Source organism: Nonomuraea sp. K271 (assembly GCF_009908215.1).
GTDB lineage: Bacteria > Actinomycetota > Actinomycetes > Streptosporangiales > Streptosporangiaceae > Nonomuraea > Nonomuraea longispora.
On the sequence record NZ_JAAAHR010000014.1, the window covers coordinates 35,412 to 59,776 of the forward strand.

Here is a 24,365-nt window from a genome sequence, read left to right on the forward strand (position 1 = left end):
GCCGTCTGGTCAGGTAGGAAATCCTTCACACCCGACATGCTATCCAGGCGTACAAACCCCTACCCGGCCTGTGCGCGGGCTTCGAGACAGGTGGGAGGCACGGCGGTACGATGCGTAGGCAGGTGTCGCCTACCCCCCGTGAGGCTGCCCATGGCCACCCCGACAGGTTGGCGGCGAGAAGGGAATCTGCCGGCGGAGCTCACCAGCTTCGTCGGCCGCACGCGCCTGCTCGCCAACCTCAAACGGCACCTCGCCGAGTCGCGCCTGGTGACCGTCACGGGCATCGGCGGTGTGGGCAAGTCGCGCACGGTGCTGCGGCTGGCGCACCAGGTGCGCGCCCACTACCCCGACGGCGTGTGGTTCGCCGACCTGGCCAGGCTGCAGGACGCGGGCATGGTCAAGCACACGATCTCCTCCGCCCTCGGCATCGCCGACCAGTCCTCGCGGACGGAGTCGGAGTCGCTGTCGGAATGGGTGGGCGAGCGCGACATGCTGCTCATCATCGACACGTGCGAGCATCTGATCCAAGGGTGCGCCGAACTCGTCCACGAGCTGCTGGAGGCCGCGCCCAACCTGAAGGTGCTGGCCACCAGCCGGCAGTCGCTGCACCTGCCGTACGAGCACGTGGTGCCCGTGCCGCCGCTGCAGGTGCCCGGCGAGGACCCCGCGGAGAGCCTGTTCACCAACGAGTCGGTGCAGCTGTTCGCCGTCAGGGCCGGGGCCAGCGTGCCCGACTTCCAGCTCGACGAGGACAACATCGAGGCCGTGGCCGAGCTCTGCCGGCGGCTCGACGGCATCCCGCTCGCCATCGAACTGGCGGCGGTGCGGCTGCGTGCCCTGTCGGTGGAGCAGATCCTCGGCCTGCTGACCGACCGCTTCAGCCTGCTGGCCGGGGCGAGCCGCACGGCCCTGCCCCGCCACCAGACACTGCGGGCGGCCATCGGCTGGAGCCACGAGCTGTGCGAGCCGGCCGAACGCCTGCTGTGGGCGCGGCTGTCGGTCTTCGCCGGCGACTTCGAGCTCGACGCGGCCCGGTTCGTCTGCTCCGACGAGCGGCTGCCGTCGGAGGACATCACGGATCTGGTCACCGGGCTGGTGGAGAAGTCGATCCTGCTGATCAGGAGCAACCACGCCGGCGTGCGCTACAAACTCATCGACACCCTGGCCGAATACGGTGAGGAGTGGCTCGACAAGCTCGGCCAGTCCGAGCAGCTGCGGCGACGGCACTTCGACTACTACCTGAGCCTGGCCCAGCGCGGCGAGGACGCCTGGTCGGGTCCCCGCCAGATCTACTGGTTCGTCCGCATGCGCCAGGAGCACGACAACGTCAGGGTGGCGCTGGAATACGCTCTCAAGACCCCGGGCAAGGAACCGCTGGCGCTGGTCCTGCTGTCGTCGTTGTGGTTCATGTGGGTCTGCTGCGGGTTCGCCCGCGAAGGGCGCCTGTATCTCGAGCGGGCCCTCGAGGCCAACCCGATGCCGAGCAAGGAACGCTGCAAGGCGCTCTGGGTGCTGTCGTACATCCGCAACTCCCAGGGCGACAGCGTAGGCGGGCAGGCGGCCGCCGAGACGTGCAGCACCGAGGCCATCCGGGTGGGCGACTCCAGGGCGGTGATCCTGGCCTCCAAGATGCAGGGCACGGCGGCGATGCTCCAGGGCGACATGCCGAAGGCCAGCGCTCTCCTGGGCGTGGCCATCGAGTTCAACACCGACAACAAGGAGCTCAACCCCGGGCTGCTGCCCTCCATCGTCGAGTTGTCCATCGTCCTGACCGCACAGGGCGAGTTCCACGAGGCCGAGTCCCTGCTGCAGGACTGCCTGCAGGTGTGCAGGGAACGCGGCGAGCTCTGGGTGATGTCCCACGCCCAGTGGGCGCTGGCAGGCGCCAGGCTCGCGACCAACCGGCCTCAGGAGGCCCTGCACAACGTCAGGGAAGGGCTGCGCATCAAACTGCACTTCCATGACACGCTCGGGACCTTGCTGGCTCTTGAGTCCTCGGCGAGGATCTTCGTGGCTCTCGATCGGTTGCCGCTGGCCGCACATCTGCTGGGTGCGCTGCAGCAGAACTGGAAGTCGGCCGGACTGCCACAACTCGGCGCACCGTTCCTGTCCGCCGACCACAACGCGTGCGTCAGAGATTGTTCCCGCCGCATGGGCGAGGTCGCCTACAAGAACGCCTTCGAAGAGGGCGCCCGACTCGACCTCGATGAGGCATCGGCGATGGCGCTGGGCGAGTTGGTCGCCCTCGATGAAGGCTGACACCGCGGCTCAGACGGCCTGCGGCCAGTGAGTGTCGTCCGGCCAGGCGTTCACGAAACGTGCGCTGCCGAACGAGAACTCGATGTGCCCGCGCACCCAGTGTTCGAGGCCGCGTACGTAGTTGAGCACGGACGGCGGAGCCCATCTCTCCAGCGCCGCACGCCGGTCGACGAACGCCGCGATGGCCTCGTCGTGCATCCGGGCGACCTCCAGCAGCGCCTCTTGCAGGGAGAGCGACTTGTGGGCGGCCAGCACGGTCACGAGGTTGTGCCGCGCCTTGTCGGCTCGGTGTTCCTTGGCGTAGGAGAGCAGGTCGTTGTCCCAGCCGACGAGGTCGCAGGCCAGGTCCGAGAGCGCGCGTACGTCGGGGTGGTACCAGTCCTCGGTCTCGATGCGATAGCCCCCGCCGATGTCGATGAGCGCGAAGCAGGTGTACGTGGCGCCCGTGGTGCGGCGCATCAGGAGGTAGTCCTCGGGGGTCGGGATCAGATCGGCTTCGCGGTTCGCGGCCTCCCAGATCTGGGCGAACAGATATTCCTTCACCGCGCTCCGCCACCGTTCCACCTGTTCGGGAGTGGCCATGGCGGAGATCCGGTCAAGCAGTCCCCTGAGGGCCAGGCCGAACGGGTCACCGGGCTCCGGGGAACGGTCCTCGTCGAGGCTCTCCAGGAGCGACGGCAGAGCGCGGGCCACGGCGGCGGCCCGGTGCCCTGTGAGCTCGCTCTCGCAGAACCCGTCGTCGAAGGCCCAGAGCCAGAAGTACCAGTCGGTGACTAACCGGAGGCTGGCGCGCGGCACCGTGGGGTTGGTCCGCGCGGGGAGGTCGCCGAGTTCGGAGCGTTTGAAGTGCTCGGCGGTCTCGGCGTTGGGGAGCATGTTGGAGGCGACCAGCCATGCGTGACTCTCCGAGCCGACCTCCGCGACATGCACGTTGATCTCACTGGGGAACGGGCATGGTAGCGGTGGGATGTGGAGGGGTCGCCTGCTGAAAGGATGCGCAGAAGTAGCCACGCCATCCAGCATGACGATGGACTGCTCAAAAGGCCACAGTTGGTAACCCTTACCCCTTTCTTGCATATTTCACACTATGTGCCGCTTTGTGTAGACCATAGTAGAAACTGGTCATTCGCGAATATTGGCGCGGCGTCCAGAGCGGAGGGCGGACCAGCGCGCGGCACGGCGCCCACGTCAAGCAGCGCTCTGACCACGGCCGACTTCTTCTCGAAAACGGCGCCCGCGAGCGGTGTCTGGCCGCGGTCGTTGGTGCGGTTCGGGTCGGCGGCGCTTGTGACGAGCATCGTGACGGTCCCGGCGTGACCGTAATAAGCCGCCGGCATCAGCAAAGTGTCACCTTTGCCGTTGGTCGGGTCGACCGGACCCCCGGCCCCGGCGTACGCGCGCAAAGTCGCGGTGTTACCCGCTCTGGCCAGGTCGAACAGCTTCGTGGCGAACGGCTGCGGCTCCGGGCCCTCGTCCGTACGGCCCGGTCTGCCTCGATAGGGTGCCGTGCACGGAATCGTTCTGTCCCGCCGTAGGTTCTGGAGAGAGTACCTAGGGAAAGGCTGTCCAACCGTGTTCGACCCGAAGGATCTCTACAAGCTCGCAGACGACGCGCCCGAGCTGCCCGATCCGGTGTTGCTGTACCACTTCGACGGTTTCGTCGACGCTGGTGGTGCCGGACGTCTTGCGCTGGGCCACCTGCTGGCCGAGCTTGAGCACCGGGTCGTGGCGACGTTCGACGTCGACCGTCTGCTCGATTACCGGTCGCGGCGGCCCATCATGACCTTCGACACCGACCGCTGGGTCGAGTGTGAAAGACCCGAGCTGGCCGTTCATGCGGCCAAGGACATGACGGGAACGCAGTTCCTGGTGATGAGCGGCCCCGAGCCCGACAGGGAGTGGGAGCTCTTCACCAAGGCGGTGGCCGATCTGGTGGCGCGGCTGAAGGTGAGCAAGCTGGTGACCGCCCACGGCATCCCGATGGCGGTCCCGCACACCCGCCCGCTGGGCGTCACGATGCACGCCAGCCGACCCGAGCTGATCAACGCGCAGACGAGCGCGTTCGGGCGTGTCCAGGTGCCCGGCAGCGTCGCGGCGCTGCTGGAACTGCGGCTGGGCGCGGAGGGCAACGACGCGGTGGGGTACGCGGTGCACGTGCCGCACTATCTGTCGCAGGCCGAATATCCGACCGCCGCCGTGGCCGCGCTGGAGGCCGTGACAAAGGGGACGGGGCTGGTGTTCCCGACGGAGTCGCTGCGCGAGGCGGCCCGCCGTACGAACACCGAGATCGAGGAGCAGATCCAGGCCTCGGCTGAGCTGTCCACCGCCATCAAGGGGCTGGAGCAGCAGTACGACGCCTTCGCGGATGGCAGCGAGCGCGAGAATCTCATCGCCGAGTCGACGCCCATGCCCACGGGTGACGAGCTCGCCGCCCAGTTCGAGCGTTTTCTGGCCGAGCGCGACGACGAGTGACCCGCGCCCGCGGCGATACGCTGGGGCGATGAGCGACATCCGGGTCGGGCTGGTCGGCTACGGCACCGCCGGGGCCTTCTTTCACGCCCCGCTGATCCACGCCACGGCCGGCCTGGCGCTGGCGGCCGTCGTCACGCGCGACCCCGCGCGGCAGGCGGAGGTGGCCGCGAAGTACGGCGCGGCCGCGGTGGGCGACGTCGACGCGTTGTGGGGTCTGTGCGACCTGGTGGTGGTCGCCTCCCCCAACAGGACCCACGTGTCCACGGCCGGCGCGGCGCTCACTCGCGGCCTGCCCGTCGTCGTCGACAAGCCGCTGGCCAGGACCGCCGAGGAGGGCCGCGAGCTCGTACGCCTGGCCAAGGAGCGCGGTCTCATGCTGACCGTGTTCCACAACCGCCGCTGGGACGGCGACTATCTGACCGTGTGCCGGCTGGCCCGCGAGGGGCGGCTGGGCGAGGTGCTGCGGTTCGAGTCGAGGTTCGAGCGGTGGCGGCCGCGGCGCAAGGGCGGCTGGCGGGAGAGCGGCGGTCCTGAGGAGGCGGGCGGCCTCCTCTACGACCTGGGCAGCCACCTCATCGACCAGGCCCTGCACCTGCTCGGCCCGGCCACGCAGGTCTACTGCGAGAGCGACGTCAGGCGGGCGGGGGTGGCCGCCGACGACGACACGTTCGTGGCGCTGGCACACGCCGGCGGCGCCCGCTCGCATCTCTGGATGAGCTCGATGGCCGCCAGGCTTGGCCCTCGGTTCCGGGTGCTGGGGTCGGCGGGCGCCTTCGTGAAGTACGGGATGGACGTCCAGGAGGAGCGGCTGCGGGCCGGGGCCGCGCCCGGCACGCCCGGGTTCGGGGACGACGAGGAGTCACGCTGGGGGCAGCTCGGCACCGAGCCCGACCACCGCACCGTGCTCACCGAGCCGGGCGCCTACCTCGACTTCTACCGGGGTGTGGAGGCGGCGCTGCGCAAGGGCGGCGCGCCGCCCGTCGACCCGGAGAGCGCGGTCGACACGCTGGCCGTCATCGAAGCGGCCCGCCTGTCGGCCACGCAGGGGATCGTCGCCCACCTGAGCTGATGGCCGGGCTCGTCGCCCCCTGAGCCGGCGGGCGCAGGGGGTCGGCGTCCATCCGGGCTTACGGCGGCCGGGGCCGTCAGTCACGCAGGCGGGAGCGCATGGCCTCGGTGTCGGCGCCGGTCCAGCCGCGCCCGGCCAGCCATTCGAGCGGCCCGCCGAACCGGTCGTCGAGCACCCCGAGGAACTGCTCGATGTACCCGGCCCGCGGCATGTGGTCGTCGGCAGGGCGCGAGTCGAGGTCGCCGCGGTAGGTGTCGCTGCCGCGCAGCCGCTTCAGTATGAGCTCAAGCCGTTCCCCCGTGGCCACGTAGTCCTCGACGATCGCCTCCCTGGTCGCCCCCGCCACCTCCAGGGCGAGTGCCGACAGCACACCCGTGCGGTCCTTTCCGGCCGCGCAGTGCACCAGGGACGCGCCGTCGCCGAGCGCCATCGCGCGCAGCGCGGCGACCACGGCGTCGGGCCGGTCACGCAGGTAGCCGAAGTAGAAGCCGGTCACCCGCAGCTCCTCGTCCAGCCCGCGCTCCACCCACGGCAGCACCCGCTCCCCGTCGATGGCGTCGGCCTCGACGTCGGTGTGCCGGCCTCCCTCGGCGAACAGGGTCAGGTGGTGGTGCCGCACCTCGGGCACCCGCGTCAGCGGCCCGGGGCCCTCCAGCGACACCTCCGCGTTCGAGCGGAGATCCACCACGTGCCGCAGGCCCAGCTCGTCGACGAGCAGCGTCACGTCGCCGGGCGTGAGCCCCTGCAGGTTGTCGGCACGGAAAACTCGCCCGCGACGGGTGCGTCCGCCGTCTCGGGTGGGCAGTCCGCCCAGGTCACGCGCGTTGACCGCGCCTTCCAGGTCTATCCACCTCGTCATCTCGTCCATTATCGCGACCCTATATGTCCGTCATGATGAGCAGAATCGCCGTCCATAACGCAGCATGAACATATGGATCCGCGAGCTCTGCCTCCACGGCTGGTCATCGATCCGACGCTGCCACCGGCGATCTCGATCGAGCTGCGGTCGAGCCCGCACCTGCTCCGGATGGCGAGATCCGGCCGGCAGCCGGACACCACGGGCCATCCCGCCCTGATCTTCCTGCTGCCCTGCTTCCTGCTGGTGCTCTCCCTGCTGACCAGATCACCGTTGTTGTTCCTGGCGGGCACCGGCGTGGGGATGATCGTGTTGTTCCGCTGGATGGCTCAGGACACCTACAGCAGATCGACCAGGCGGAAGCTCCGCGTCGCCCAGGCCCACGCCGACCGCTACGTCCTGCCGGAGGACCTCGACCATCCCTGCCAGATGTTGCTGCGCAGGGCGCAGAACGCCGCCGAGGCCGTCCTCGGTTCCCGGGTGCACGCGGCGGGTCTGATCGACACGGTCGACAACCGGGTGTCACTGCCGGAGGAGGTCTGGCAGATCGCGCACCGGCTGCGGCGGCTGTCGGCCATGCACGCCGAGCAGGGCAGGATCATCCCCCGCGAGCTGCCGGCCGGCATGGAGGACGCGTTCAGGCCCTACACCAAGGCGCTCGACGCCGCGTGGACGTCGCTTGCGCGGCGCGTACGCCACCTGGAGAAGTACGCCAAGCAGGTGCGCAAGGCCGACAAGGCGTACTCCGCCCACCGGCGGCTGGAGGCGCTGGCCGCCAGAACCCCCGAATACCAGGCGCTGATCGCCGACACCGTGCGCGACGAGATGGCGTACGAGCGCATCAGGGAGCTGACCGACCATGCGTCGCACGTACGCAAGATGTTCGAGGAGAGCATCCTGCAGGCGAGGCAGGCGGCGGGCGAGCTGATCAGGAGTCCGCTCACCTGAGCCCTTCCGGGCCCTCGCGGGTGATGCGAGCGGATGGGGTACGGCCTGCGCCGGCCGTACCCCATCGTTCGCCTACAGGCCGATCACGTGGCAGGTGGCCGTCATCGTCTTGCCGGGATCGCTCTCCGAGGTGGCGGTGAGCTTGACCCTGGCCAGCCGGGCGCCGCCGGAGTCGCGTACGGCGTTCACGGTGACGAGCTCGTGCTTGCCGAACGCGACGGAGGCCAGGACGTTCGGCAGCTGGGCGGTCCAGCCCTTGCCCTGCACCTCGGCCTTGAGCCGGTAGACGTCGGCGTTCAGGTAGGCGCTGACGTCCTCGGGGTGCTGCCCCTGCGCGGGGGCGGCCCTGCCGGTGTTGAACAGCGGGAACTTGCAGGTGGACAGGTTCTTGCCGGTGGGGATGCCGGCGGCGGGCAGCACCTTGACGCCGCGCCGCTGCGGGCCGGAGCCGTCGAGCGAGCGGATGGCGACCGTGTACGACAGGGCGCCGTCGCGGCGGCGCTTGAGGTCGGTGACGTAGAAGTGCAGCCGGTTGGCCTCGTCGACGTACTCGTACTCGCTGCCGGAGTCGGTGCCGGCGTGGAAGAGGGCGTCGGAGAGCTGGCGGTAGTCGCCGATCGTGATGGGCACCTTGGTCCCGTCGGGCATGACGTAGTCGGTCATGCCGATGTCCTGCGGGTTGGCGTCGATCACCCACTCGAACGGCGCCCGGTCCTCGTTCTTGGTCTTGGCCAGCAGGACGCCGGAGTCGGGTGTGAAGGAGTCGGAGCCCATGCGGTCCACGACCTCGACCGTGTAGTTCTCGTAGCCGCCGCCGTCGCAGAGGGGGTCGGTGCGCGGGTCGCAGGCCGGGCTCTTGTCACCGGTGTCGAAGGAGACGTTGACGCCCGACAGCTCCTTCTTGCCCGGCTGGACCGCGCGGGCCAGCACCTCGGCGGTGACCATGCCAGACTCGTCGAGCGCCTCGCGTGACAGGCGCAGCACGTTCCGCTCGTCGATCATCTCCAGCTTGATCTTGTTGCGGAGCATGTGCTGGGCGCCCATGGACGCGCCGGCGGTCGGGGGGATCAGCCAGCGCGAGTGCGGGCCGCCGGGGCCGTTGAAGCTGCCGCGGCTGAGCATCTCCCACACGCCGGTGTACGCCCTGCGCGGCGGCACGCCGTACGGGTTGTTGTAGTTGTCGGCGATGCCCATGATGTGGCTGAGCTCGTGGGCGTAGACGGCCATGCCGGAGCTCTCGGCCTGCACCGAGTCGATGCCGAAGCGGGCGTTGGGCCAGAAGGTGGAGCCGGCCTGCCACGAGGTCCAGTCGACGTAGCGGGTGTCGACCCAGTTGGGCAGCGCGGCGTCCGGCGGACCCCACTCGTCGGGCACGTCCTCTTTTGTCGGGAATTTCATCATCCCGAATTCCTGCCAGGTGGACGACTCGTCCTGGCCGGCGCTCAGGTAGAAGACGAAGTCGAACTGCTCGGCGGTCTTCTGGCCGACGTCGGCGATCCAGGCGGCGTTGCCCTCGGTGCGCAGGTTCCTGTTGCAGGAGTCGCCCGCGGGGCACCCGTTGCCGCCCTGGAACTCCATGGCGTACTCGTGGTCCTTGCCCGACATCATGTAGGGCCCGAACCCGGTCAGCTCCACGCCGTACCTGCCGCCCGAGTCCTCCATCCAGTACTCGTGGATGGTGTGTCCCTTGTTGAGCTTGTTCGGGGTGTTGAGGAAGTCCCGGTAGAACGTGGCCACCTCGTCACGGGGGATGTCGTGGGCCTCGGCGCTCGGGTTCCCGAAGATCGTCGAGCCTTGGGCCTGCGTCGCCACGAACGGCTGGTTGGGGTAGTCGAGCAGCACGAGCGCGCCCTTGAAGGTGCGCGTCGACCCCTTGACGGAGGGATCGGCCCAGTTGGTGCCGGGCGGCTTCTTGTAGTCCGCCCACGTCATGTGGTCGGGGTTCTTCCAGTTCTGCGGGTCGATGGGCTTGATGCCGCCGGGCGGGCGGGTGCGCCGGGCCTCGGCGTCGTCGGGTGCGTCGACCTGCCAGGGCTGGGTCTTCGGCCAGTGGTCCTGGCGCCAGGGGTACTCGGGATCGGTGGGGGGTGCTGCGGAAGCAGGGGTCGCCATGAGGCTCACCGGGATCATCACGATGATCGCGGGTAAACCCGTCAGCAGCTTCTTCAGGGCGTTCACGGATTGACGGTATAGAGGGAATTGTCGGAGATCAACGATCAGACGACTGCGGTTGGGCGACTTCGCCGAGCGAGCGATTCGCACTGTTCGTCCTGATTGCGGGCATATACCGCCTTCACGTTTAATGCCTGGAGGGGAAGTCTCGCCAGGAGTCCTGATGCCGTCTGCCGAACGTGCCGGTCCAGCCCTGGGCAGGCGCGCGCCCGCCGCCGTCCTCCTCCACTCCGCCCCGCTCGTCGTGCCCGTCAGCACCGGGCCCGTCCGCGACGGCGCCGTGGTGACCAAGGGCGAGCGGGTGCTCGCGGTCGGCCCGCGAGCGGAGCTGCTCGCCTCCCACCCTGCCGCGGAGGAGTTCCGGTGGCCGGGGATGATCGTCGCGGGCCTGGTCGACGCGTGCTCCGCCGGCCCGTCGGACGTGCCGGGGGTCACCGCGCGGGGCGGCGTGCTCTCCGACCTGGCCGACGGCCCGGCGCTGCCCGGGATCTCGTACGTCGAGGTGACCAGCGCCGGCGAGGAGGAGTGGGAGGAGCACGACAGGGACGCGGTCATCACCGCCATCCGCGAGGTGGACCGGCCGCCCTGCGTGGTGGGGATCGCCGCCCACGCCCGCGACCCGCAGGTGCTGGAGGACGTGGCCGTGCTGGCCAGGACGTTCGGGCTGCGGCTGCTGGTCCGCCTGGACCGCCACTCCCCCGCCGAGCTGGACGAGGCCGGGGTGCTCGGCCCGCTGTGCCACGTCGCGAGCGCCAGGTCGCTGGACCCGGGCGAGCGCAAGCTGCTGCGGCTACGCGGGACCGCCGTGGCGCTCTGCCCGCCGGAGCCGTCACAGGTGCAGGACGTGCTGGCCCTGCTCGACGAGGGCAACACCGTAGCCTTCGGCAGTTGCGCCCCGCCCGGCACACCGCCGACCGGGCCGCTGGGGCTGGCCGGGGCGATCAGGAGCGAGGCGAGGAAGCTCGGCCCGCGGCCCAAGGAGCTCGACCGCCGGCTGGTCGAGGCCGCCACTCTGGGCGGCGCCGCAGCGCTGGGCATGGACGGGGGCAGGGGCAGGATCGGATCGCTGGCCGCCGGCGCCCGCGCCGACTTCGCCGTCTTCGACGCCCGCGGACGTTACCCGTACGCGGCCCTGCTCTCCCAGCCGCCCTGTCTCGGCACCGTCGTCGGTGGCGTGATCACCCGCGGGCGCTGAACCGCCGGCTCACCTGAACTGGGCGTCCACCAGGCGGAGCAGCCCTCGCAACCGCTCGCGCTGCTCCTTCGACAACACCGCGAACAACTCCTCGCCCGCCTGCCCGCGCGCCTCGCGCGCCCGCTCGGCCAGCTCGCGTCCCTCCGGCGTGATGACGACCAGTGTGGAGCGGCGGTTGGCCGGATCGACCTGCCTGAGCGCCAGGCCCGACTCCTCCAGCGCGTCGACGACGGGCGTGAGCGAACGCGGCACGATCCGCAGCTCGTCGGCGAGGTGCACCATCCGCAGCGGCCGTTCGGCGTCGGCCAGCACCCGCAGCGCCCGCGCCTGCCCGGGGCTGAGCCCGAGCGGCTCCAACCGGCGCGCGTAGCCGTGCCGGAGCCGCCTGCCGACGAGCTGGAAGAGCTCCGCGAGCTCCGTGTCTGCCATACCGACAAGCTTAGCGGGAACAACTATGAGCTAACCTCTGTTTGAGCTGACATCAGAAAGGAGTCTCCCTTGGCGGACGAACCACGCGCGCCGCTCGGGCGCATCGCCGCACTGTTCGGCGCCTATCGCGGCCGCCTCGCCATGGTGGGCCTGTTCATCCTGCTGTCGTCCCTGGTGTCGCTGGCCTCGCCGTTCCTCCTGCGCGAGGTTCTCGACGTGGCCATCCCGTCGAAGGACACCGGGCTGCTCGCGCTGCTGGCCCTCGGCATGATCCTCGTGGCGGTCGCGACCAGCGTCTTCGACGTGCTGCAGACGCTGATCTCGACCACGGTCGGCCAGCGCGTGATGCACGACCTGCGCATCGCGGTCTACGGGCACCTGCAGCGCATGTCGCCGGCGTTCTTCACCCGTACGAGGACCGGCGAGGTGCAGTCGCGCATCGCCAACGACATCGGTGGCATGCAGGCGGTGGTCACCACGACCGCCACCTCGATCATCTCCAACCTCACCACCGTGGTCGCCACCGTCGCCGCGATGCTCGCGCTCGACTGGCGGCTGACGGCGATCTCGCTCCTGCTGCTGCCGGTGTTCGTGTGGATCAGCCGCAGGGTGGGCGCGGAGCGCAGGCGCATCACCACCGAGCGGCAGCGCAAGCTGGCCGGCATGGCCTCCATGGTGCAGGAGTCGCTGTCGATCAGCGGCATCATGCTCGGCCGCACCATGGGCCGCTCGGACCAGCTCACCGAACGTTTCCGCAAGGCCTCCGACGAGCTGGCCGACATCGGCGTGCGGTCGGGCATGGCCGGGCGCTGGCGGCAGTCGTCGATCCAGATCGTCATGGCCGCCATGCCCGCAGTGACCTACTGGGCCGTGGGTCACACCGGCGTCATCTCGGTGGGCACGCTGGTGGCGTTCACGACGTTGCAGACCCGCCTGTTCCGCCCGGCGGTGTCGCTGCTGCGGCTGGGCGTCGAGGTGCAGAGCTCGCTGGCGCTGTTCGGGCGGATCTTCGAATATCTGGACCTGCCGGTGGACATCCATCCGGGCACGCGCACGCTCACCGGCGTACGCGGGGAGGTGTGCTTCGAGAACGTCGGCTTCTCCTACGGCGACGCGCCCACGCTCACCGACGTGGACATCACCGTCCCGGCCGGCTCGTCCCTGGCGATCGTGGGCGAGACGGGCTCGGGCAAGACCACCCTCAGCTACCTGCTGCCCAGGCTCTACGACGTGACCGGCGGGCGGGTCACGATCGACGGTGTGGACGTGCGAGAGCTGACGTTCGAGACGCTGAGCGACGCGGTGGGCGTGGTGTCGCAGGAGACGCACCTGTTCCACGCCACTGTCGCCGACAACCTGCGTTTCGCCCGGCCGTCCGCCACGGACGAGGAGTTGGAGGAGGCCGCGCGGGCCGCCCGCATCCACGACCACATCGCCGCGCTGCCCGACGGTTACGACACGCTCGTCGGCGAGCGCGGCTACCGCTTCTCCGGCGGCGAGAAGCAGCGCCTGGCCATCGCCCGCACCCTGCTGCGCGACCCGCCGGTGCTCGTCCTCGACGAGGCGACGAGCGCCCTCGACACGCGGACCGAACGGGCCGTGCAGGAGGCGCTCGACGCCCTCGCCCGGGGCCGCACCACGATCACGATCGCCCACCGCCTGTCCACGGTCCGCGACGCGGACCAGATCGTCGTGCTCGACCACGGCCGCGTCGTCGAGCGCGGCACCCATGAGGAGCTGGTGGCCCGCGCCGGCCACTACGCCGCCCTCGTCAGCCGGGACCGCCCGCTCGAACTCGCCTGAACAACCCAGACAGTGTCTTGCCTCACATTCCGGTCTGATCGGAATCCGCCTCCCGGAACGCCGTGTTCAATCCCCCGGATCATCGTCAAGGCAAGGATCGTTCGTGTCTCCCTCCTCCCCCACGTTCAGGGCCCTGCGTCACCACAATTACCGGCTCTGGGCGGGAGCCGACATCGTCTCCGTGACCGGCACATGGATGCAGGTTCTCGGCGTCAACTGGCTCATCCTCACGCTGACGGGCTCGGCGACCAGCGTCGGGCTGAGCCTCGTCATGCAGGCGCTGCCGACCGTGCTGCTGGGCATGTGGGGCGGAGCGCTGGCCGACCGCCTGCCGAGCCGGCCCGTGGTGATCGTCGCGCAGCTCGCGCACGCCGCGCTCGCGGCCACGCTGGCCGTGATCGCCCTGACCGGCGCTGAGTCCGTACTGCCGATCTACGGGGTGGCGCTGGCCGGGGGCGTGGTCACCGCGCTGGGCGGGCCCGCGCTCGGCCGGTTCGGCGCCCAGGTGGTGCCGCCCGCCGACCTGCCCAACGCGATGGCCCTGGGCTCCATCCTCAGCTCCGCCGGCCGCATCCTGGGCATGAGCCTGGCGGGGGCCCTGCTCCCGTTCACCGGCAACGGCGGGCTCTTCGTGATCAACGCGGCCAGCTTCTTCGTGGTGATCGCGGCGGTGGCGGCCATGCGCCGCGCCGAGTTCCACCCGCTGGCCACCGCGGAGCGGCAGGCCGGCGCCGTACGCGACGGCCTGCGGTACGTGCTGCGCACGCCGTGGCTGCTCGTGGTGCTGGCGCTCTGGTTCGTCTCGGGCAGCGTGGGCCGCAACTTCCAGGTCACCATGGCGGCCATGAGCGCCGGCCCTCTGGACGCGGGCGCCGGCGGCTACGGGCTGCTGTCCACCGTGTTCGCCGTCGGCACGGTGCTCGGCGGCTTCGTGGCCGCCTCCCGGCCCCACCTGACGATCCGGCTGCTGCTGGTCACGGCGTTCGTGACAGGGGTCGCGCAGGCGGTGAGCGGGCTGATGCCGGAGTTGTGGACGTTCGCGGCCCTGATGTTGCCGATCGCGGCGGGCGCGGTGACCGTCGACACCACGGTCTCGGCGCGGGCGCAGCTCGACAGCCCCGAGCCGATGCGCGGCCGGATCATCGCGGCGCTGTCGATCGTCAGCGCGGGGGCGGGCGCGCTCGGCGGGCCCCTGCTCGGCCGGCTCAGCGACACCATGGGGCCCAGGGCCGCCCTGGAGATCGGCGGGGTGGCCTGCGTGGCGGCGACGCTGCTCGCTGCGGCGGCGCTGGCCCGGCTGTCGGGCCGGACGATCAGACAGGCCGCCGGGCTGCGGCCGCGGCTGGAGAACGCCTGACCGTCCTGGCAAAATCCGGATCGCTCCACTTGCCTACATCTTCTGATGGAGTTAACCTATAACTGCAGTTGGAGGTTAGCTCCATCGAGAGAAGCAATGAGGAGGTTCAGAAATGCTCTTGACCTCAATCGACCCGTTCTTCCAGGAGTTCGAGCGGCAGTTCAGCCGGCTCGCCGGCCAGACCTTCGACAACGGCAGCGCCGTGATGCCCATGGACGGGCTGCGCCGCGACGACGATGTGCTGCTCCGCTTCGATCTCCCCGGCATCGACCCCGAATCCATCGAGGTCACGGTCGACCGCGGGGTGCTGAGCGTGAGCGCCCGCCGCGAGGAGGAGATCGGGGAGAACGAGCGGCAGTTCGTCCGCGAGCGCCCGATGGGCTCCTTCACCCGCCGCGTCTACCTGTCCGAGCACCTCGACAGCGAGAAGATCGACGCGGGCTACGCCAACGGCGTGCTGACCGTCCGCATCCCGGTGGTCGAGCGGGCCAGGCCTCGCAAGGTGGAGATCCAGCGAGGTGAGACGAGGGCCATCAAGGCCTGACACGCGGTCCGGGGGCGGGCTCCCCGGCCCGCTCCCGGATCACGAGGAGGGCCATGATGTCCGAGCTTCCTTTCGACGACGAACACGCGCCGCTCTACTCCCTCGGGCAGGTGGCGGAGATGCTCCAGGTCCAGCACGCCTTCCTGCGGCGGCTCGACCAGCACGACGTCATCAGCCCGAGCCGTTCCAGCGGCGGGCAGCGACGTTATTCCCGCCGCGACATCACGATCGTCCAACATGTCACCCGCATGACGGAGAAGGGCATGACGCTCATCGCCATCCGCCGCATCCTGGAGCTCGAACGCGAGCTCGCCGACGTGCGCCGGCAGCTCGACGAGACCCGTTCCCGGCTGAACGGCGAGCGGCGGTGACGTGACGCCCGCCTCCCGGGGCGGTCCGGAAAGGAGCATTCCGGACCGCCCGCCGGGTAGGGGCCGAGTATGACCGAACAACCTCCGGACCGATACGGCTACGCCGACGAACAGGAGATCGAGGTCGAGGAGTGGACCGACGACCTCGGTCTGCACCACGAGGTCGTCGGGGACGACCCTCAGCACAGAGACACGCTCGACGAGCGGCTGCGGCGGGAGGCGCCGTCACGGCTCCACGGGCCCCGGCCCCGGCATCGGCTGACCCAGCCGGACGAGGGGCTCGGACCCGACACGGACGACGAGGAACTCGGTGGGGACCAGAGCGGCGACACCGACGACCTCTCGGCGGAGGAACGCGCCGTCCGCATCGACCTCGACGAGGACCTCCCCTGAGACGGAAGGCGGCGCGTTCTGGGTCAGGCGAGACGGTGCAGGGCGGGCAGCAGGGCGTGCAAGTCGCCGGCGACCACGTCGGCGGCGGCGGCCTGCGGGCGTTCGGCGTGCAGGTGGCCCCATGGGCCGCGCCTGAGCAGCGCGGTCCGCATGCCGGCCGTCCTGGCCGGCAGCACGTCGTTGTCGAGCCGGTCGCCGACGTAGAGAATCTCGGCGGGCTCGCGGCCCGCGACCGCGGCGACCTTGGCGAAGAAGCCGGGCTCCGGCTTGGCGACCCCCCACCCGTCGGAGGTGTGCACGGAGTCGGCGGGCAGATCCATGGCGACGAGCGCGTCATAGGCGCGCTCCGGCTGGTTGCCCGCGATGACCACCTGGTATCCGGCCGCCCGGATGGCCGCCAGAGCCTCGCGCACGTCGGGGTAGAGGTCATCGGCGTCGAAGGTGTTGCGCATGCCATGGGGGTCGTCGCGCTCCCATGCGGCTTCCTCCCGGGCGAGGTCGAAACCGGGGCGTACGAGCTCGAAGGCGTCACTGTGCGGACGGTCCAGCGCGGCCATCCCCCCGAGCGCGCCCATCAGCGTGAACGGGCTGACGCCCAGCCGTTCGGCCCAGCGCGACCAGATGCGCGTCTCGCTGATCAGCGTCTCGCCGACGTCGAACACCACAGTCTTGATCATCGAACCCCCCGTTGCGCCACATAGACCACGGACCACGTCAGAGGGGATTTTTCCATGGATACGTAGCGTGGCACATCCGGCATCATGCCGTGAGCTTCTCCATCGCCTTGGCGATGCGTTTCTCCGACACCGGCGTCGGCGTGCCCAGCGTCTGGGCGAAGAAGCTCACCCGCAACTCCTCGATCATCCATCCGATCTCCACCACGTCGGAATCTTCGCGCCGGGCCGGATGGAGCTTCTGCCGCAGGTCGTGATAGTCGTCCTCGACCTTGTGCACGCGGTCCATCCACTCCTGGTCGCGCCACGGGTCCTCGGGCAGCTTCGTGAGCCGACGGTCGATCGCGCGAAGGTAACGCAGGACGTCGGACAGCCGCCGGTGGCCCGTGGCGGTGACGAAACCCGGGTGCACGAGCCGGGCGAGCTGGTCGCGCACGTCGTCGGTCGCCGCGCCCGGCCGCAGCGAGCCCAGGCGGACGCCCGCCGCGTGCCAGACGCTGAGGATCTGCTCCACCTTCCCCAGCACGTCGGCAGAGGTGTCGTAGAGGTGGGCACGTACGTGCTGGTAGAGGCGGTCGAAGCCGGCAGGGTCCCAGGCAGGGCCGCCCATGTCGTCCATGAGCTTGTCGACGGCCGCGTCGACCACGTCGTCGAACAACGCCACCGCCCCGCCGTGCGGGCTGCGTGAAAGGGCCAGCTTGGCCTGGTTGGACAGCCCGCCGAGCAGCGACTTGGCCGGGTTGGTGACGTTGAGCAGGAGCAGGCGGCGCACACCGGGCCAGTGGGAGCGGCGCTGCTCCGCCTCCGTCTCGAAGATCTTGACGGACACGGAGTCGCCCGCGTCGACCAGCGCCGGATAACCCTTCATCCGGCCCTGCTCGAACACCTTGGGCAGCGTTCCGCAACTCCAGGTGTGCAGGCCCGTACGCTCCAGGTCGTCGCCCGCCTCCGACAACGTCCGGCGCAGGCGCGGCGCGAGGCGGCGCTTCAGCGCGTCGAGGTCTTTGTCCTCGGCCACCGTGCGCTTGCGCTCGTCGATCACCCGGTAGGTGATGCGCAGGTGGTCGGGCACCTGGTCGAGCTGCCAGGCGTCGCGCGGCACCCGGATGCCGGTCAGGCGCAGCAACTCGCGCTCGACGGCCTCCAGCAGCGGCTCGCCTCCCGGTTCGGCCCCCTCCAGCACCTGCTTGGCGTAGTTGGGGGCGGGCACGAAGTTGCGTCGCAGGTTTTTCGGCAGCGACCTGATCAGCGCGGTGATCAGGTCTTCGCGCAGGCCGGGGATCTGCCAGTCGAAGCCGTCGGAACTGACCTGGTTGAGCACCTGGAGCGGCACGTGCACGGTCACGCCGTCGGCGTCGGCGCCCGGCTCGAACTGGTAGGTCAGCTTCATCCGCTGGCCGAGCTGGCGCCAGGTGTCGGGGTAGTCGCGCGTGCTGACGTCGGCGCCCTCGTTGACCAGCATGTCGGGCGAGAACGTGAGCAGGTCGGGCTGCTCGTGCCTGGCCTTCTTCCACCAGGAGTCGAAGTGGCGCGCGGAGACGACGTCGGCGGGCACCCTCTGGTCGTAGAAGTCGAACAGCGCCTCGTCGTCCACCAGGATGTCGCGGCGCCTGGCGCGGTTCTCCAACTCCTCGACCTCTTCGAGCAGCCGGCGGTTCTCCTTCAGGAACCTGTGGTGGGTGTCCCAGTCGCCCTCGACGAGCGCGTGCCTGATGAACAGCTCGCGCGACAGGTCGGGGTCGATGCGGCCGTAGTTGACCTTGCGCCCGACGACCAGCGGCACGCCGTACAGGGTGACCTTCTCCAGAGCGATGACGGCGCCCTGGTTCTTCTCCCAGTGAGGCTCGGAGTAGGTGCGCTTGACGAGGTGCTGGGCGAGCGGCTCGACCCAGCCTGGCTCGATCCTGGCGTTGACGCGCGCCCACAGGCGGGAGGTCTCGACCAGCTCGGCCGACATGAGCCACTGCGGCTGCTTCCTGGCCAGGGACGAGCCGGGGAAGATGGCGAAACGGGCGTTGCGGGCACCGATGTACTCCTGGATCGGCCTGCGGCCGTCCTGGCCGCGCTTCTCCATGACGTCCTTGACGCCGATGTGCGACAACAGCCCGACGAGCAGTGACGCGTGCACCTGCTGGGGGTCGGCCGGCCGGCTGTCCGGCTGGGCGCCCAGCGCCTGGCGGAGCTGGCTGGAGATGTCCTGCCACTCGCGGACCCGCAGGTAGTTGAGGAACTCCGCCTTGCACAACCGCCGGAACGCGCTGGACGACAGCTCCTTCTGCTTGTCGCGCAGGTAGTTCCACAGGTTGAGGTAGGCCATGAAGTCGGACTCGGGGTCGGCGAAGCGGCGGTGCTTCTCGTCGGCCTGCTGCTGCTTGTCTGCGGGCCGCTCGCGCGGGTCCTGGATGGACAGGGCGGCGGCGATCACCATGACCTCGCGAAGGCAGCCGTTCTTCTCCGCCTCCAGGACCATGCGGCCCAGGCGGGGGTCGACGGGCAGGCCGGCCAGCTTGCGGCCGATGGGCGTGAGCTGGCCGTGGGCGTCGAACGCGCCCAGCTCGTGCAGCAGGTTGACGCCGTCCTTCACCTGCCGGCGGTCGGGCGGCTCGACGAACGGGAACGCCTCGATGTCGCCCAGCCCGATGGAGGTCATCTGGAGGATGACCGAGGCGAGGTTGGTGCGCAGGATCTCGGGGTCGGTGAACTCGGCCCGGTTGAGGAAGTCTTCTTCCTCGTAGAGGCGGATGCAGATGCCGTCGGAGGTGCGGCCCGAGCGGCCCTTGCGCTGGTTGGCGCTGGCCTGCGAGATGGCCTCGATCGGCAGGCGCTGCACCTTGGTGCGGTGGCTGTAGCGGGAGATGCGGGCGTAGCCGGGATCGACGACGTATTTGATGCCGGGGACCGTGAGCGAGGTCTCGGCCACGTTGGTCGCCAGCACGACGCGGCGGCCGGTGTGGCGCTGGAAGACGCGGTGCTGCTCGGCGGCGCTCAGCCGGGCGTAGAGCGGCAGGACCTCGGTGCTCCTGAACTCGGCCTTGGCGAGCGCGTCGGCGGCGTCGCGGATCTCCCGCTCGCCCGACAGGAACACCAGGATGTCGCCGGGGCCCTCGCCGATCAGCTCCCTGCAGGCGTCGACGATGCCCTGCGTCTGGTCGTCGTCATCGTCGAGCGGGCGGTAGCGCACCTCGACCGGGTAGGTGCGGCCGGAGACCTCGATGATCGGCGCGTCGTCGAAGTGACGGGAGAACCGCTCGGGGTCGATCGTCGCGCTGGTGATGACGACCTTGAGGTCGGGGCGCTTGGGCAGCAGCTGTTTCAGGTAGCCGAGGATGAAGTCGATGTTGAGGCTGCGCTCGTGGGCCTCGTCGATGATGAGGGTGTCGTACTGGTCGAGCATGCGGTCGTGCTGCAGCTCGGCCAGCAGGATGCCGTCGGTCATCAGCTTGACCAGGGTGCGGTCGCCGGCCTGGTCGGTGAAGCGCACTTTGTAGCCGACCACGCCGCCCACCTGGCCGTCGCCGGTGCCGAGCTCCTCCGCGATGCGCTCGGCGACCGTGCGGGCGGCGATGCGGCGGGGCTGGGTGTGGCCGATCAGCCCGCGCACCCCCCGCCCCAGCTCAAGGCAGATCTTGGGGATCTGGGTGGTCTTGCCGGAGCCCGTCTCGCCGGCGATGATCACGACCTGGTGGTCGCGGATGGCCTCGAGGATGTCGTCCTTGCGCTGCGCAACCGGCAGGTTCTCCGGATAGGCCACCTTCGGTACGGCTTCGCGGCGGCGTACCAGCCGCTGCTCGGCTCGCTCCAGGTCGGCGAGGATGTCCGCGACGATCTTGTCGCGGGCGTCGCGCGAGCGCACCCGGCGCATGCCGTCGAGCCTGCGCCGCAGCCGCCGCTCGTCGCGGGGCGCGAGGCCGGGCAGGCGGGACTGGAGGTCGGCGAGTGGAGAGGAGGACAACGAAGACGTTCCCATACTGCTTTCAGGATATTTGAGCCCCGCGTCCCCGGAGCCAACCGCCCATGGTGCCCGACCTCGCCCGCCCGCGCATCCCAATATCCCGGCGCGCCTCAGGATCGGAGGGGTGCGGCGGCGCAGGCCGCGCCGATGATGCCGGCCTCGTTGCGGAGGTCGGCGGGCACCACCGGTGTGTCGAGGGTGATGTGCGGCAGGAACTTGCCGGCCTTCTTGCTCACGCCGCCCCCGATCACGATCAGCGAGGGCGTGAAGAGCATCTCGACGTAGCGCAGATATTCCTCCACCCGCCCGGCCCACGCCTTCCAGCTGAGGTCCAGGTCTTCCCGGACCTGCGCCGACGCCCGGTGCTCGGCGTCCTTGCCGCGCACCTGCAGATGCCCGAACTCGGTGTTGCGGACGAGCCGCCCGTCGGTGAACAGGGCGCTGCCGATGCCCGTGCCGAAGGTCAGCACGAGCACGGTCCCCTGACGGCCTCTGCCCTGGCCGAACGTCATCTCCGCCATGCCGGCCGCGTCGGCGTCGTTGAGCACGGTGGCCCCGCCGAAGAGCACGGCCGCGTCGACGCCCTCCCAGGAGCGGTCGACGTTGGCGGCCGTCAGGACGACGCCGTCCACCACCACGCCGGGAAAGGTGACGCCGACGGGGCCGCTCCAGCCGAAGTGTTTGACGATCGACGCGACCACGTCGGCCACCTCGCCGGGCTTGGAGGGCCGGGGCGTCGGAATGCGCAGACGCTCTTCTGTCAGCTTGCCGGCTTCCGTGTCGACCGGCGCGCCTTTGATGCCGGAACCGCCGATATCGATGCCCAACACGTCCATGTTCATTCTCTCCCCGCGCGATGCGGGAAAACTCCCGCGACGCCATTTCCGGACCTGACTGAACCCAATTCCCGCCCCCCACGTATCTCGCGTCACAAGCGCTAACTAGGAGGCAACGGATGCGGCCACGCATCATCACACTCTGCGCTGTTGCGGTCGTTCTGGGAGCGACTCTCACCACTCCCGCACACGCCACCACCAGGACGCGTTTCGACGTCATCAACCTTGTGTCGGACGTCAAGGGCAAAGCCCCTGTCACCGACCCCAAGGTCGTCAACCCGTGGGGCCTGGCCATGGGCAAGACTCTGTGGGTGTCCAACACCGGCACCGGCACGGCCACCGTCTACTCCGGCACGGGCAAGAAGGAGGAGACGGAGGTGGCCATCCCGGGCGGGGCCCCGACTGGCCAGGTGTTCAACCCCGGCGACGGCTTCACCGTGAAGGGCAAGCCGGCCACGTTCATCTTCTCCAGCCCGAGCGGCGCCATCACCGGCTGGAACGCGGAGGTCGACCCGGCCAACGCGGTCATCGCGGCGTTCACCCGGGGCGCCGACTACAAGGGGCTGGAGCTGGCCGAGACCGACGACGGAGCCTTCCTGCTGGCCGCCGACTTCGCCGGTGGGCGCGTCCACGCCTTCGACGAGGACTTCGAGCGCATCCGGCTGTCGCGCTGGCAGTTCAGGGACAAGGCGGTCCCCTCGACCTACAAGCCCTACAACGTCGCCGTCGTCAACGGCAACGTCTGGGTGTCCTACGCCCTGCGCGACAAGGCCACGGGCAAGCCCGTGTTCGGCGAGAGCAAGGGGTTCGTGAGCCGCTTCGACGGCAACGGACGCCTCACCGGGCGCATCTCCAGGGTCGGGCTCAACGCCCCCTGGGGGCTGACCGCCGCGCCGAAGGGCTGGGGACAGTACGCCGGGGCGCTGCTGGTCGGCAACTTCGGCGACGGGACCGTGCACGCCTACAAGAGCGGCCGTCACCTGGGTGCCCTGCGCCTGTCGGACGGCAAGCCGATCGTCCTGCCCGGCCTGTGGGACCTCGAACCCGGCACCGCCGCCACCGGCGGCGAGAAGGCCCTGTGGTTCTCCGCCGGCATCGACGGCGCCAAGCACGGCCTGATCGGCGTGATCGCGCCGCAGGGCACGAAGGTGTCCTCGTCCAACGCGTCGAACGGCCCGTCGAAAGGCTCGTCGGGCACCCCTGCCCCCCGGTCGTCCAAGAGCCCGTACGGCGGGTACTGACCCGGCGCGCGCCCCCGCCCTCGCCTGACCGGTCGCGCAGGTCGCCGGCATGGGCGGGGGCGGCCCCGCCTCAACCCAGCACGGCCGCAAGGTCGCGGAAACCGCGGTAGTGCACGGCGGTCATGCCGAGCGCCCTGGCGGCCTCCACGTTCTGCAGCCGGTCGTCGACGAACAGGCAACGTCGGAGCTCGGCCCCGGCGCGCTCCGCGGCGATCTCGTAGATGCGCCGGTCGGGTTTGGCCACGCCGAGCCTGGCGCTGCTGACCACGTCGTCGGCGAAGCCCGTGAGACCCAGCTGGTCGAGGTGTTGTTCCAGGGTGTCCATCGCGTTGGTCACGATGACGACGGGCACCTTGTGCCGCGCCCTGGACAGCAGCGCCCTGACCTCCTCGTCCACCCAGAAGCGGATGCTCATGAACTCCCGGACGGCCTGGCGGGCCCGCTCGTCCCCGCCGAGCGCCACGACGATCGACTCCGCCCACTGGGCCTCGGTGACGTGCCCGAGCGTCGGCGGCATGATCAGCTCCGGGCAGAAGGCGGTCTTCATCAGGGGCAGGCCGTAGCGGGCCTCGATGTCGGCCTGCGCGGCGTGGTCGAAGTGGCGCAGCACGCCGTCGAGGTCGGACAGAACAGCGGCGAAGGGGAACACAGTCCCTCATTGTGCCGTGTACACCGTCCTGGCCAGTACCCATGACTTTCCGGCGCCGCCGAAGGTGCTCAGGTAACGGTCGGCACTACCATCTCCGAGACAGGATTCGGTATCGGAACGGTAGGGCATGGACGATCACCGGCTGCCACGCGAGCTGTGCGCACTGTTCGCCGACGGCGGCAGGGGGCGCGGGCTGCCCGCCGGGCTGCCGCCTGGCGACGTGGTCTGGCCCGACCCCGGCTACACCCGGCAGGGCGAGGCCGCGCGCCCGGCGTTCTGGATGAGCGACGACCCGGCGACGGGCGAGGACTGGGCGCTGCTGCGGGCGTGGCACGCGCACAGCGGCCTGTGGCCGGTGCTGCTGGACGAGTCGGCGCAGCCATGGGCGGTCGGGCAGGTCGTGCCGGACGATCCCCGCCAGATCGATCACTTCACCGCCGAGGGGTTCATGTCCGAGGTGTGGGAGGAGTGGGTGGCGCAGATGCCGAAGGAGGCGCTGGACGAGCTGGAGCCCTACGGCGCCATCTGCCCGGGTCCCGCAGCGCCCGGGGTACTGAAGGCCGAGCCCGGGGCGGTCGCCGACTGGCTGGCGGGCGAGCTGGCGGCCAAGGGGATGCCGCTGGGCCTGGTCGCCGCCGGCCGGGGCGCGGACGCGCTGGCGGTCATGGGCTGGCAGGGCGCGCTGCACCACAACGAGTGGATGGTCCCGCTGGCGGCGGTCGTACGCAGCTGGGAGGACCGGTTCGGGGCGCGCGTGGTCAGCGTCGGGTTCAACACGCTCGACCTGAGCGTGGCCGCGCCGCCGGACGACCCCGAGCACGCGTTACACGTGGCGGCGGAGCACTGGGCCTTCTGCCCGGACAACGTCGTCCAGGGGCCGGGCGACCTGCAGGGCTACGCCGAGCAGATCATGGGGCGGCACGCGTGGTCCTTCTGGTGGGACTGAGCCGGCGTCACGGTCATTCCCGCACCGCCGGGTTCACACGGAAAAGGAGCCGGCGCGGGGCCGGCCCGATCGAGGGTGCGGCGGCATCGCCGCGGCGCCCCCTGACGGGGCGCGGCGGCCCTCTGGTCCGGCGAGGCGGCGCGGCCCGTGCCGGCGCCTTTCGTGCCCTCGGCGCCGTTGTCCGGCGCCGAGCCGTCCA

Annotated in this window: 21 protein-coding genes; 12 read left to right on the forward strand and 9 right to left on the reverse strand. The window is 70.2% G+C overall.

Annotated features, from left to right (window positions below; all coding sequences use genetic code 11):
• Positions 1–138: 138 nt before the first annotated feature.
• Positions 139–2,259: an ATP-binding protein gene (locus tag GUY59_RS07170; RefSeq protein WP_252374880.1), complete on the forward strand. Its 2,121-nt coding sequence runs from the start codon at positions 139–141 to the stop codon at positions 2,257–2,259.
• Positions 2,260–2,268: 9 nt separating this feature from the next.
• Here GUY59_RS07170 and GUY59_RS07175 read toward each other — a convergent pair whose 3' ends face one another.
• Both GUY59_RS07175 and GUY59_RS07180 read right to left on the reverse strand, forming a co-directional pair.
• Complete coding sequence (locus tag GUY59_RS07175) at positions 2,269–3,189, reverse strand: terpene synthase family protein (RefSeq protein WP_138200163.1); 921 nt, start codon at positions 3,187–3,189, stop codon at positions 2,269–2,271.
• Positions 3,190–3,344: 155 nt separating this feature from the next.
• The gene (locus GUY59_RS07180) at positions 3,345–3,776 is read right to left on the reverse strand and encodes an ankyrin repeat domain-containing protein (RefSeq protein WP_138200162.1); all 432 of its coding nucleotides are present in this window, start codon (positions 3,774–3,776) and stop codon (positions 3,345–3,347) included.
• A 55-nt stretch (positions 3,777–3,831) separates the two neighbouring features.
• On the opposite strand from GUY59_RS07180, the gene GUY59_RS07185 reads away from it, so the two are divergent.
• Positions 3,832–4,731, forward strand: a complete 900-nt coding sequence (locus GUY59_RS07185) for a proteasome assembly chaperone family protein (protein ID WP_138200161.1) — start codon at positions 3,832–3,834, stop codon at positions 4,729–4,731.
• A 28-nt stretch (positions 4,732–4,759) separates the two neighbouring features.
• Complete coding sequence (locus tag GUY59_RS07190) at positions 4,760–5,800, forward strand: Gfo/Idh/MocA family oxidoreductase (protein WP_138200160.1); 1,041 nt, start codon at positions 4,760–4,762, stop codon at positions 5,798–5,800.
• A gap of 76 nt (positions 5,801–5,876) precedes the next feature.
• Here GUY59_RS07190 and GUY59_RS07195 read toward each other — a convergent pair whose 3' ends face one another.
• Positions 5,877–6,659, reverse strand: a complete 783-nt coding sequence (locus GUY59_RS07195; protein WP_330849143.1) for a tyrosine-protein phosphatase — start codon at positions 6,657–6,659, stop codon at positions 5,877–5,879.
• A 72-nt stretch (positions 6,660–6,731) separates the two neighbouring features.
• On the opposite strand from GUY59_RS07195, the gene GUY59_RS07200 reads away from it, so the two are divergent.
• Positions 6,732–7,604: a hypothetical protein gene (locus GUY59_RS07200; RefSeq protein ID WP_138200158.1), complete on the forward strand. Its 873-nt coding sequence runs from the start codon at positions 6,732–6,734 to the stop codon at positions 7,602–7,604.
• 72 nt (positions 7,605–7,676) lie between these two features.
• Here GUY59_RS07200 and GUY59_RS07205 read toward each other — a convergent pair whose 3' ends face one another.
• Positions 7,677–9,782: a M6 family metalloprotease domain-containing protein gene (locus GUY59_RS07205; protein WP_252374879.1), complete on the reverse strand. Its 2,106-nt coding sequence runs from the start codon at positions 9,780–9,782 to the stop codon at positions 7,677–7,679.
• Positions 9,783–9,939: 157 nt separating this feature from the next.
• Between GUY59_RS07205 and GUY59_RS07210 the strand changes: the two genes are divergently transcribed.
• Positions 9,940–10,971, forward strand: coding sequence for an amidohydrolase family protein (locus tag GUY59_RS07210; RefSeq protein WP_161714438.1), 1,032 nt, complete (start codon positions 9,940–9,942; stop codon positions 10,969–10,971).
• A 9-nt stretch (positions 10,972–10,980) separates the two neighbouring features.
• Here the strand turns inward: GUY59_RS07210 and GUY59_RS07215 are convergent, their stop codons facing one another.
• Entirely contained in the window at positions 10,981–11,400 is a 420-nt protein-coding gene (locus GUY59_RS07215; RefSeq protein WP_138200156.1) for a MarR family winged helix-turn-helix transcriptional regulator, read from the reverse strand.
• 69 nt (positions 11,401–11,469) lie between these two features.
• Here GUY59_RS07215 and GUY59_RS07220 point away from each other — a divergent pair, with 69 nt between their 5' ends.
• From GUY59_RS07220 to GUY59_RS07240, 5 genes are all read left to right on the forward strand, one after another.
• Positions 11,470–13,203, forward strand: a complete 1,734-nt coding sequence (locus tag GUY59_RS07220) for an ABC transporter ATP-binding protein (RefSeq protein WP_201760585.1) — start codon at positions 11,470–11,472, stop codon at positions 13,201–13,203.
• A gap of 103 nt (positions 13,204–13,306) precedes the next feature.
• Positions 13,307–14,560 carry an MFS transporter gene (locus GUY59_RS07225; RefSeq protein WP_132331421.1) on the forward strand — a complete coding sequence of 418 codons (1,254 nt, stop codon included), beginning with the start codon at positions 13,307–13,309 and terminating at the stop codon, positions 14,558–14,560.
• Between the two features lie 112 nt (positions 14,561–14,672).
• Positions 14,673–15,104, forward strand: coding sequence for an Hsp20/alpha crystallin family protein (locus GUY59_RS07230; RefSeq protein WP_138200153.1), 432 nt, complete (start codon positions 14,673–14,675; stop codon positions 15,102–15,104).
• Between the two features lie 56 nt (positions 15,105–15,160).
• Complete coding sequence (locus GUY59_RS07235) at positions 15,161–15,475, forward strand: MerR family transcriptional regulator (RefSeq protein WP_236666918.1); 315 nt, start codon at positions 15,161–15,163, stop codon at positions 15,473–15,475.
• 69 nt (positions 15,476–15,544) lie between these two features.
• On the forward strand, positions 15,545–15,868 hold the full coding sequence (locus GUY59_RS07240) for a DUF5709 domain-containing protein (protein WP_138200151.1): 324 nt from the start codon (positions 15,545–15,547) through the stop codon (positions 15,866–15,868).
• A gap of 23 nt (positions 15,869–15,891) precedes the next feature.
• Here the strand turns inward: GUY59_RS07240 and GUY59_RS07245 are convergent, their stop codons facing one another.
• From GUY59_RS07245 to ppgK, 3 genes are all read right to left on the reverse strand, one after another.
• Positions 15,892–16,545: an HAD family hydrolase gene (locus tag GUY59_RS07245; RefSeq protein WP_138200150.1), complete on the reverse strand. Its 654-nt coding sequence runs from the start codon at positions 16,543–16,545 to the stop codon at positions 15,892–15,894.
• A gap of 82 nt (positions 16,546–16,627) precedes the next feature.
• Positions 16,628–20,509 carry an ATP-dependent RNA helicase HrpA gene (gene hrpA / locus GUY59_RS07250; protein WP_138200149.1) on the reverse strand — a complete coding sequence of 1,294 codons (3,882 nt, stop codon included), beginning with the start codon at positions 20,507–20,509 and terminating at the stop codon, positions 16,628–16,630.
• 95 nt (positions 20,510–20,604) lie between these two features.
• Positions 20,605–21,330: a polyphosphate--glucose phosphotransferase gene (gene ppgK, locus GUY59_RS07255; RefSeq protein WP_138200148.1), complete on the reverse strand. Its 726-nt coding sequence runs from the start codon at positions 21,328–21,330 to the stop codon at positions 20,605–20,607.
• A 119-nt stretch (positions 21,331–21,449) separates the two neighbouring features.
• On the opposite strand from ppgK, the gene GUY59_RS07260 reads away from it, so the two are divergent.
• Entirely contained in the window at positions 21,450–22,571 is a 1,122-nt protein-coding gene (locus tag GUY59_RS07260; protein WP_138200147.1) for a TIGR03118 family protein, read from the forward strand.
• A gap of 70 nt (positions 22,572–22,641) precedes the next feature.
• Here the strand turns inward: GUY59_RS07260 and GUY59_RS07265 are convergent, their stop codons facing one another.
• Positions 22,642–23,220 carry an HAD family hydrolase gene (locus GUY59_RS07265; RefSeq protein WP_138200146.1) on the reverse strand — a complete coding sequence of 193 codons (579 nt, stop codon included), beginning with the start codon at positions 23,218–23,220 and terminating at the stop codon, positions 22,642–22,644.
• A gap of 127 nt (positions 23,221–23,347) precedes the next feature.
• Here GUY59_RS07265 and GUY59_RS49870 point away from each other — a divergent pair, with 127 nt between their 5' ends.
• Positions 23,348–24,166, forward strand: a complete 819-nt coding sequence (locus GUY59_RS49870; protein ID WP_138200145.1) for a DUF4253 domain-containing protein — start codon at positions 23,348–23,350, stop codon at positions 24,164–24,166.
• The last annotated feature ends 199 nt before the right edge of the window (positions 24,167–24,365 follow it).

What these genes read in the sequence shown, in the direction of transcription:
- hrpA (WP_138200149.1), bottom strand. Translation starts at nt 20,509, where the DNA reads ATGGGAACGTCTTCGTTGTCCTCCTCTCCACTCGCCGACCTCCAGTCC.
- GUY59_RS07215 (WP_138200156.1), bottom strand. Translation starts at nt 11,400, where the DNA reads ATGGCAGACACGGAGCTCGCGGAGCTCTTCCAGCTCGTCGGCAGGCGG.
- GUY59_RS07235 (WP_236666918.1), top strand. Translation starts at nt 15,161, where the DNA reads ATGTCCGAGCTTCCTTTCGACGACGAACACGCGCCGCTCTACTCCCTC.
- GUY59_RS07260 (WP_138200147.1), top strand. Translation starts at nt 21,450, where the DNA reads ATGCGGCCACGCATCATCACACTCTGCGCTGTTGCGGTCGTTCTGGGA.
- GUY59_RS49870 (WP_138200145.1), top strand. Translation starts at nt 23,348, where the DNA reads ATGGACGATCACCGGCTGCCACGCGAGCTGTGCGCACTGTTCGCCGAC.
- GUY59_RS07240 (WP_138200151.1), top strand. Translation starts at nt 15,545, where the DNA reads ATGACCGAACAACCTCCGGACCGATACGGCTACGCCGACGAACAGGAG.
- GUY59_RS07210 (WP_161714438.1), top strand. Translation starts at nt 9,940, where the DNA reads ATGCCGTCTGCCGAACGTGCCGGTCCAGCCCTGGGCAGGCGCGCGCCC.
- GUY59_RS07230 (WP_138200153.1), top strand. Translation starts at nt 14,673, where the DNA reads ATGCTCTTGACCTCAATCGACCCGTTCTTCCAGGAGTTCGAGCGGCAG.
- GUY59_RS07190 (WP_138200160.1), top strand. Translation starts at nt 4,760, where the DNA reads ATGAGCGACATCCGGGTCGGGCTGGTCGGCTACGGCACCGCCGGGGCC.
- GUY59_RS07200 (WP_138200158.1), top strand. Translation starts at nt 6,732, where the DNA reads ATGGATCCGCGAGCTCTGCCTCCACGGCTGGTCATCGATCCGACGCTG.
- GUY59_RS07245 (WP_138200150.1), bottom strand. Translation starts at nt 16,545, where the DNA reads ATGATCAAGACTGTGGTGTTCGACGTCGGCGAGACGCTGATCAGCGAG.
- GUY59_RS07195 (WP_330849143.1), bottom strand. Translation starts at nt 6,659, where the DNA reads ATGACGAGGTGGATAGACCTGGAAGGCGCGGTCAACGCGCGTGACCTG.
- ppgK (WP_138200148.1), bottom strand. Translation starts at nt 21,330, where the DNA reads ATGGACGTGTTGGGCATCGATATCGGCGGTTCCGGCATCAAAGGCGCG.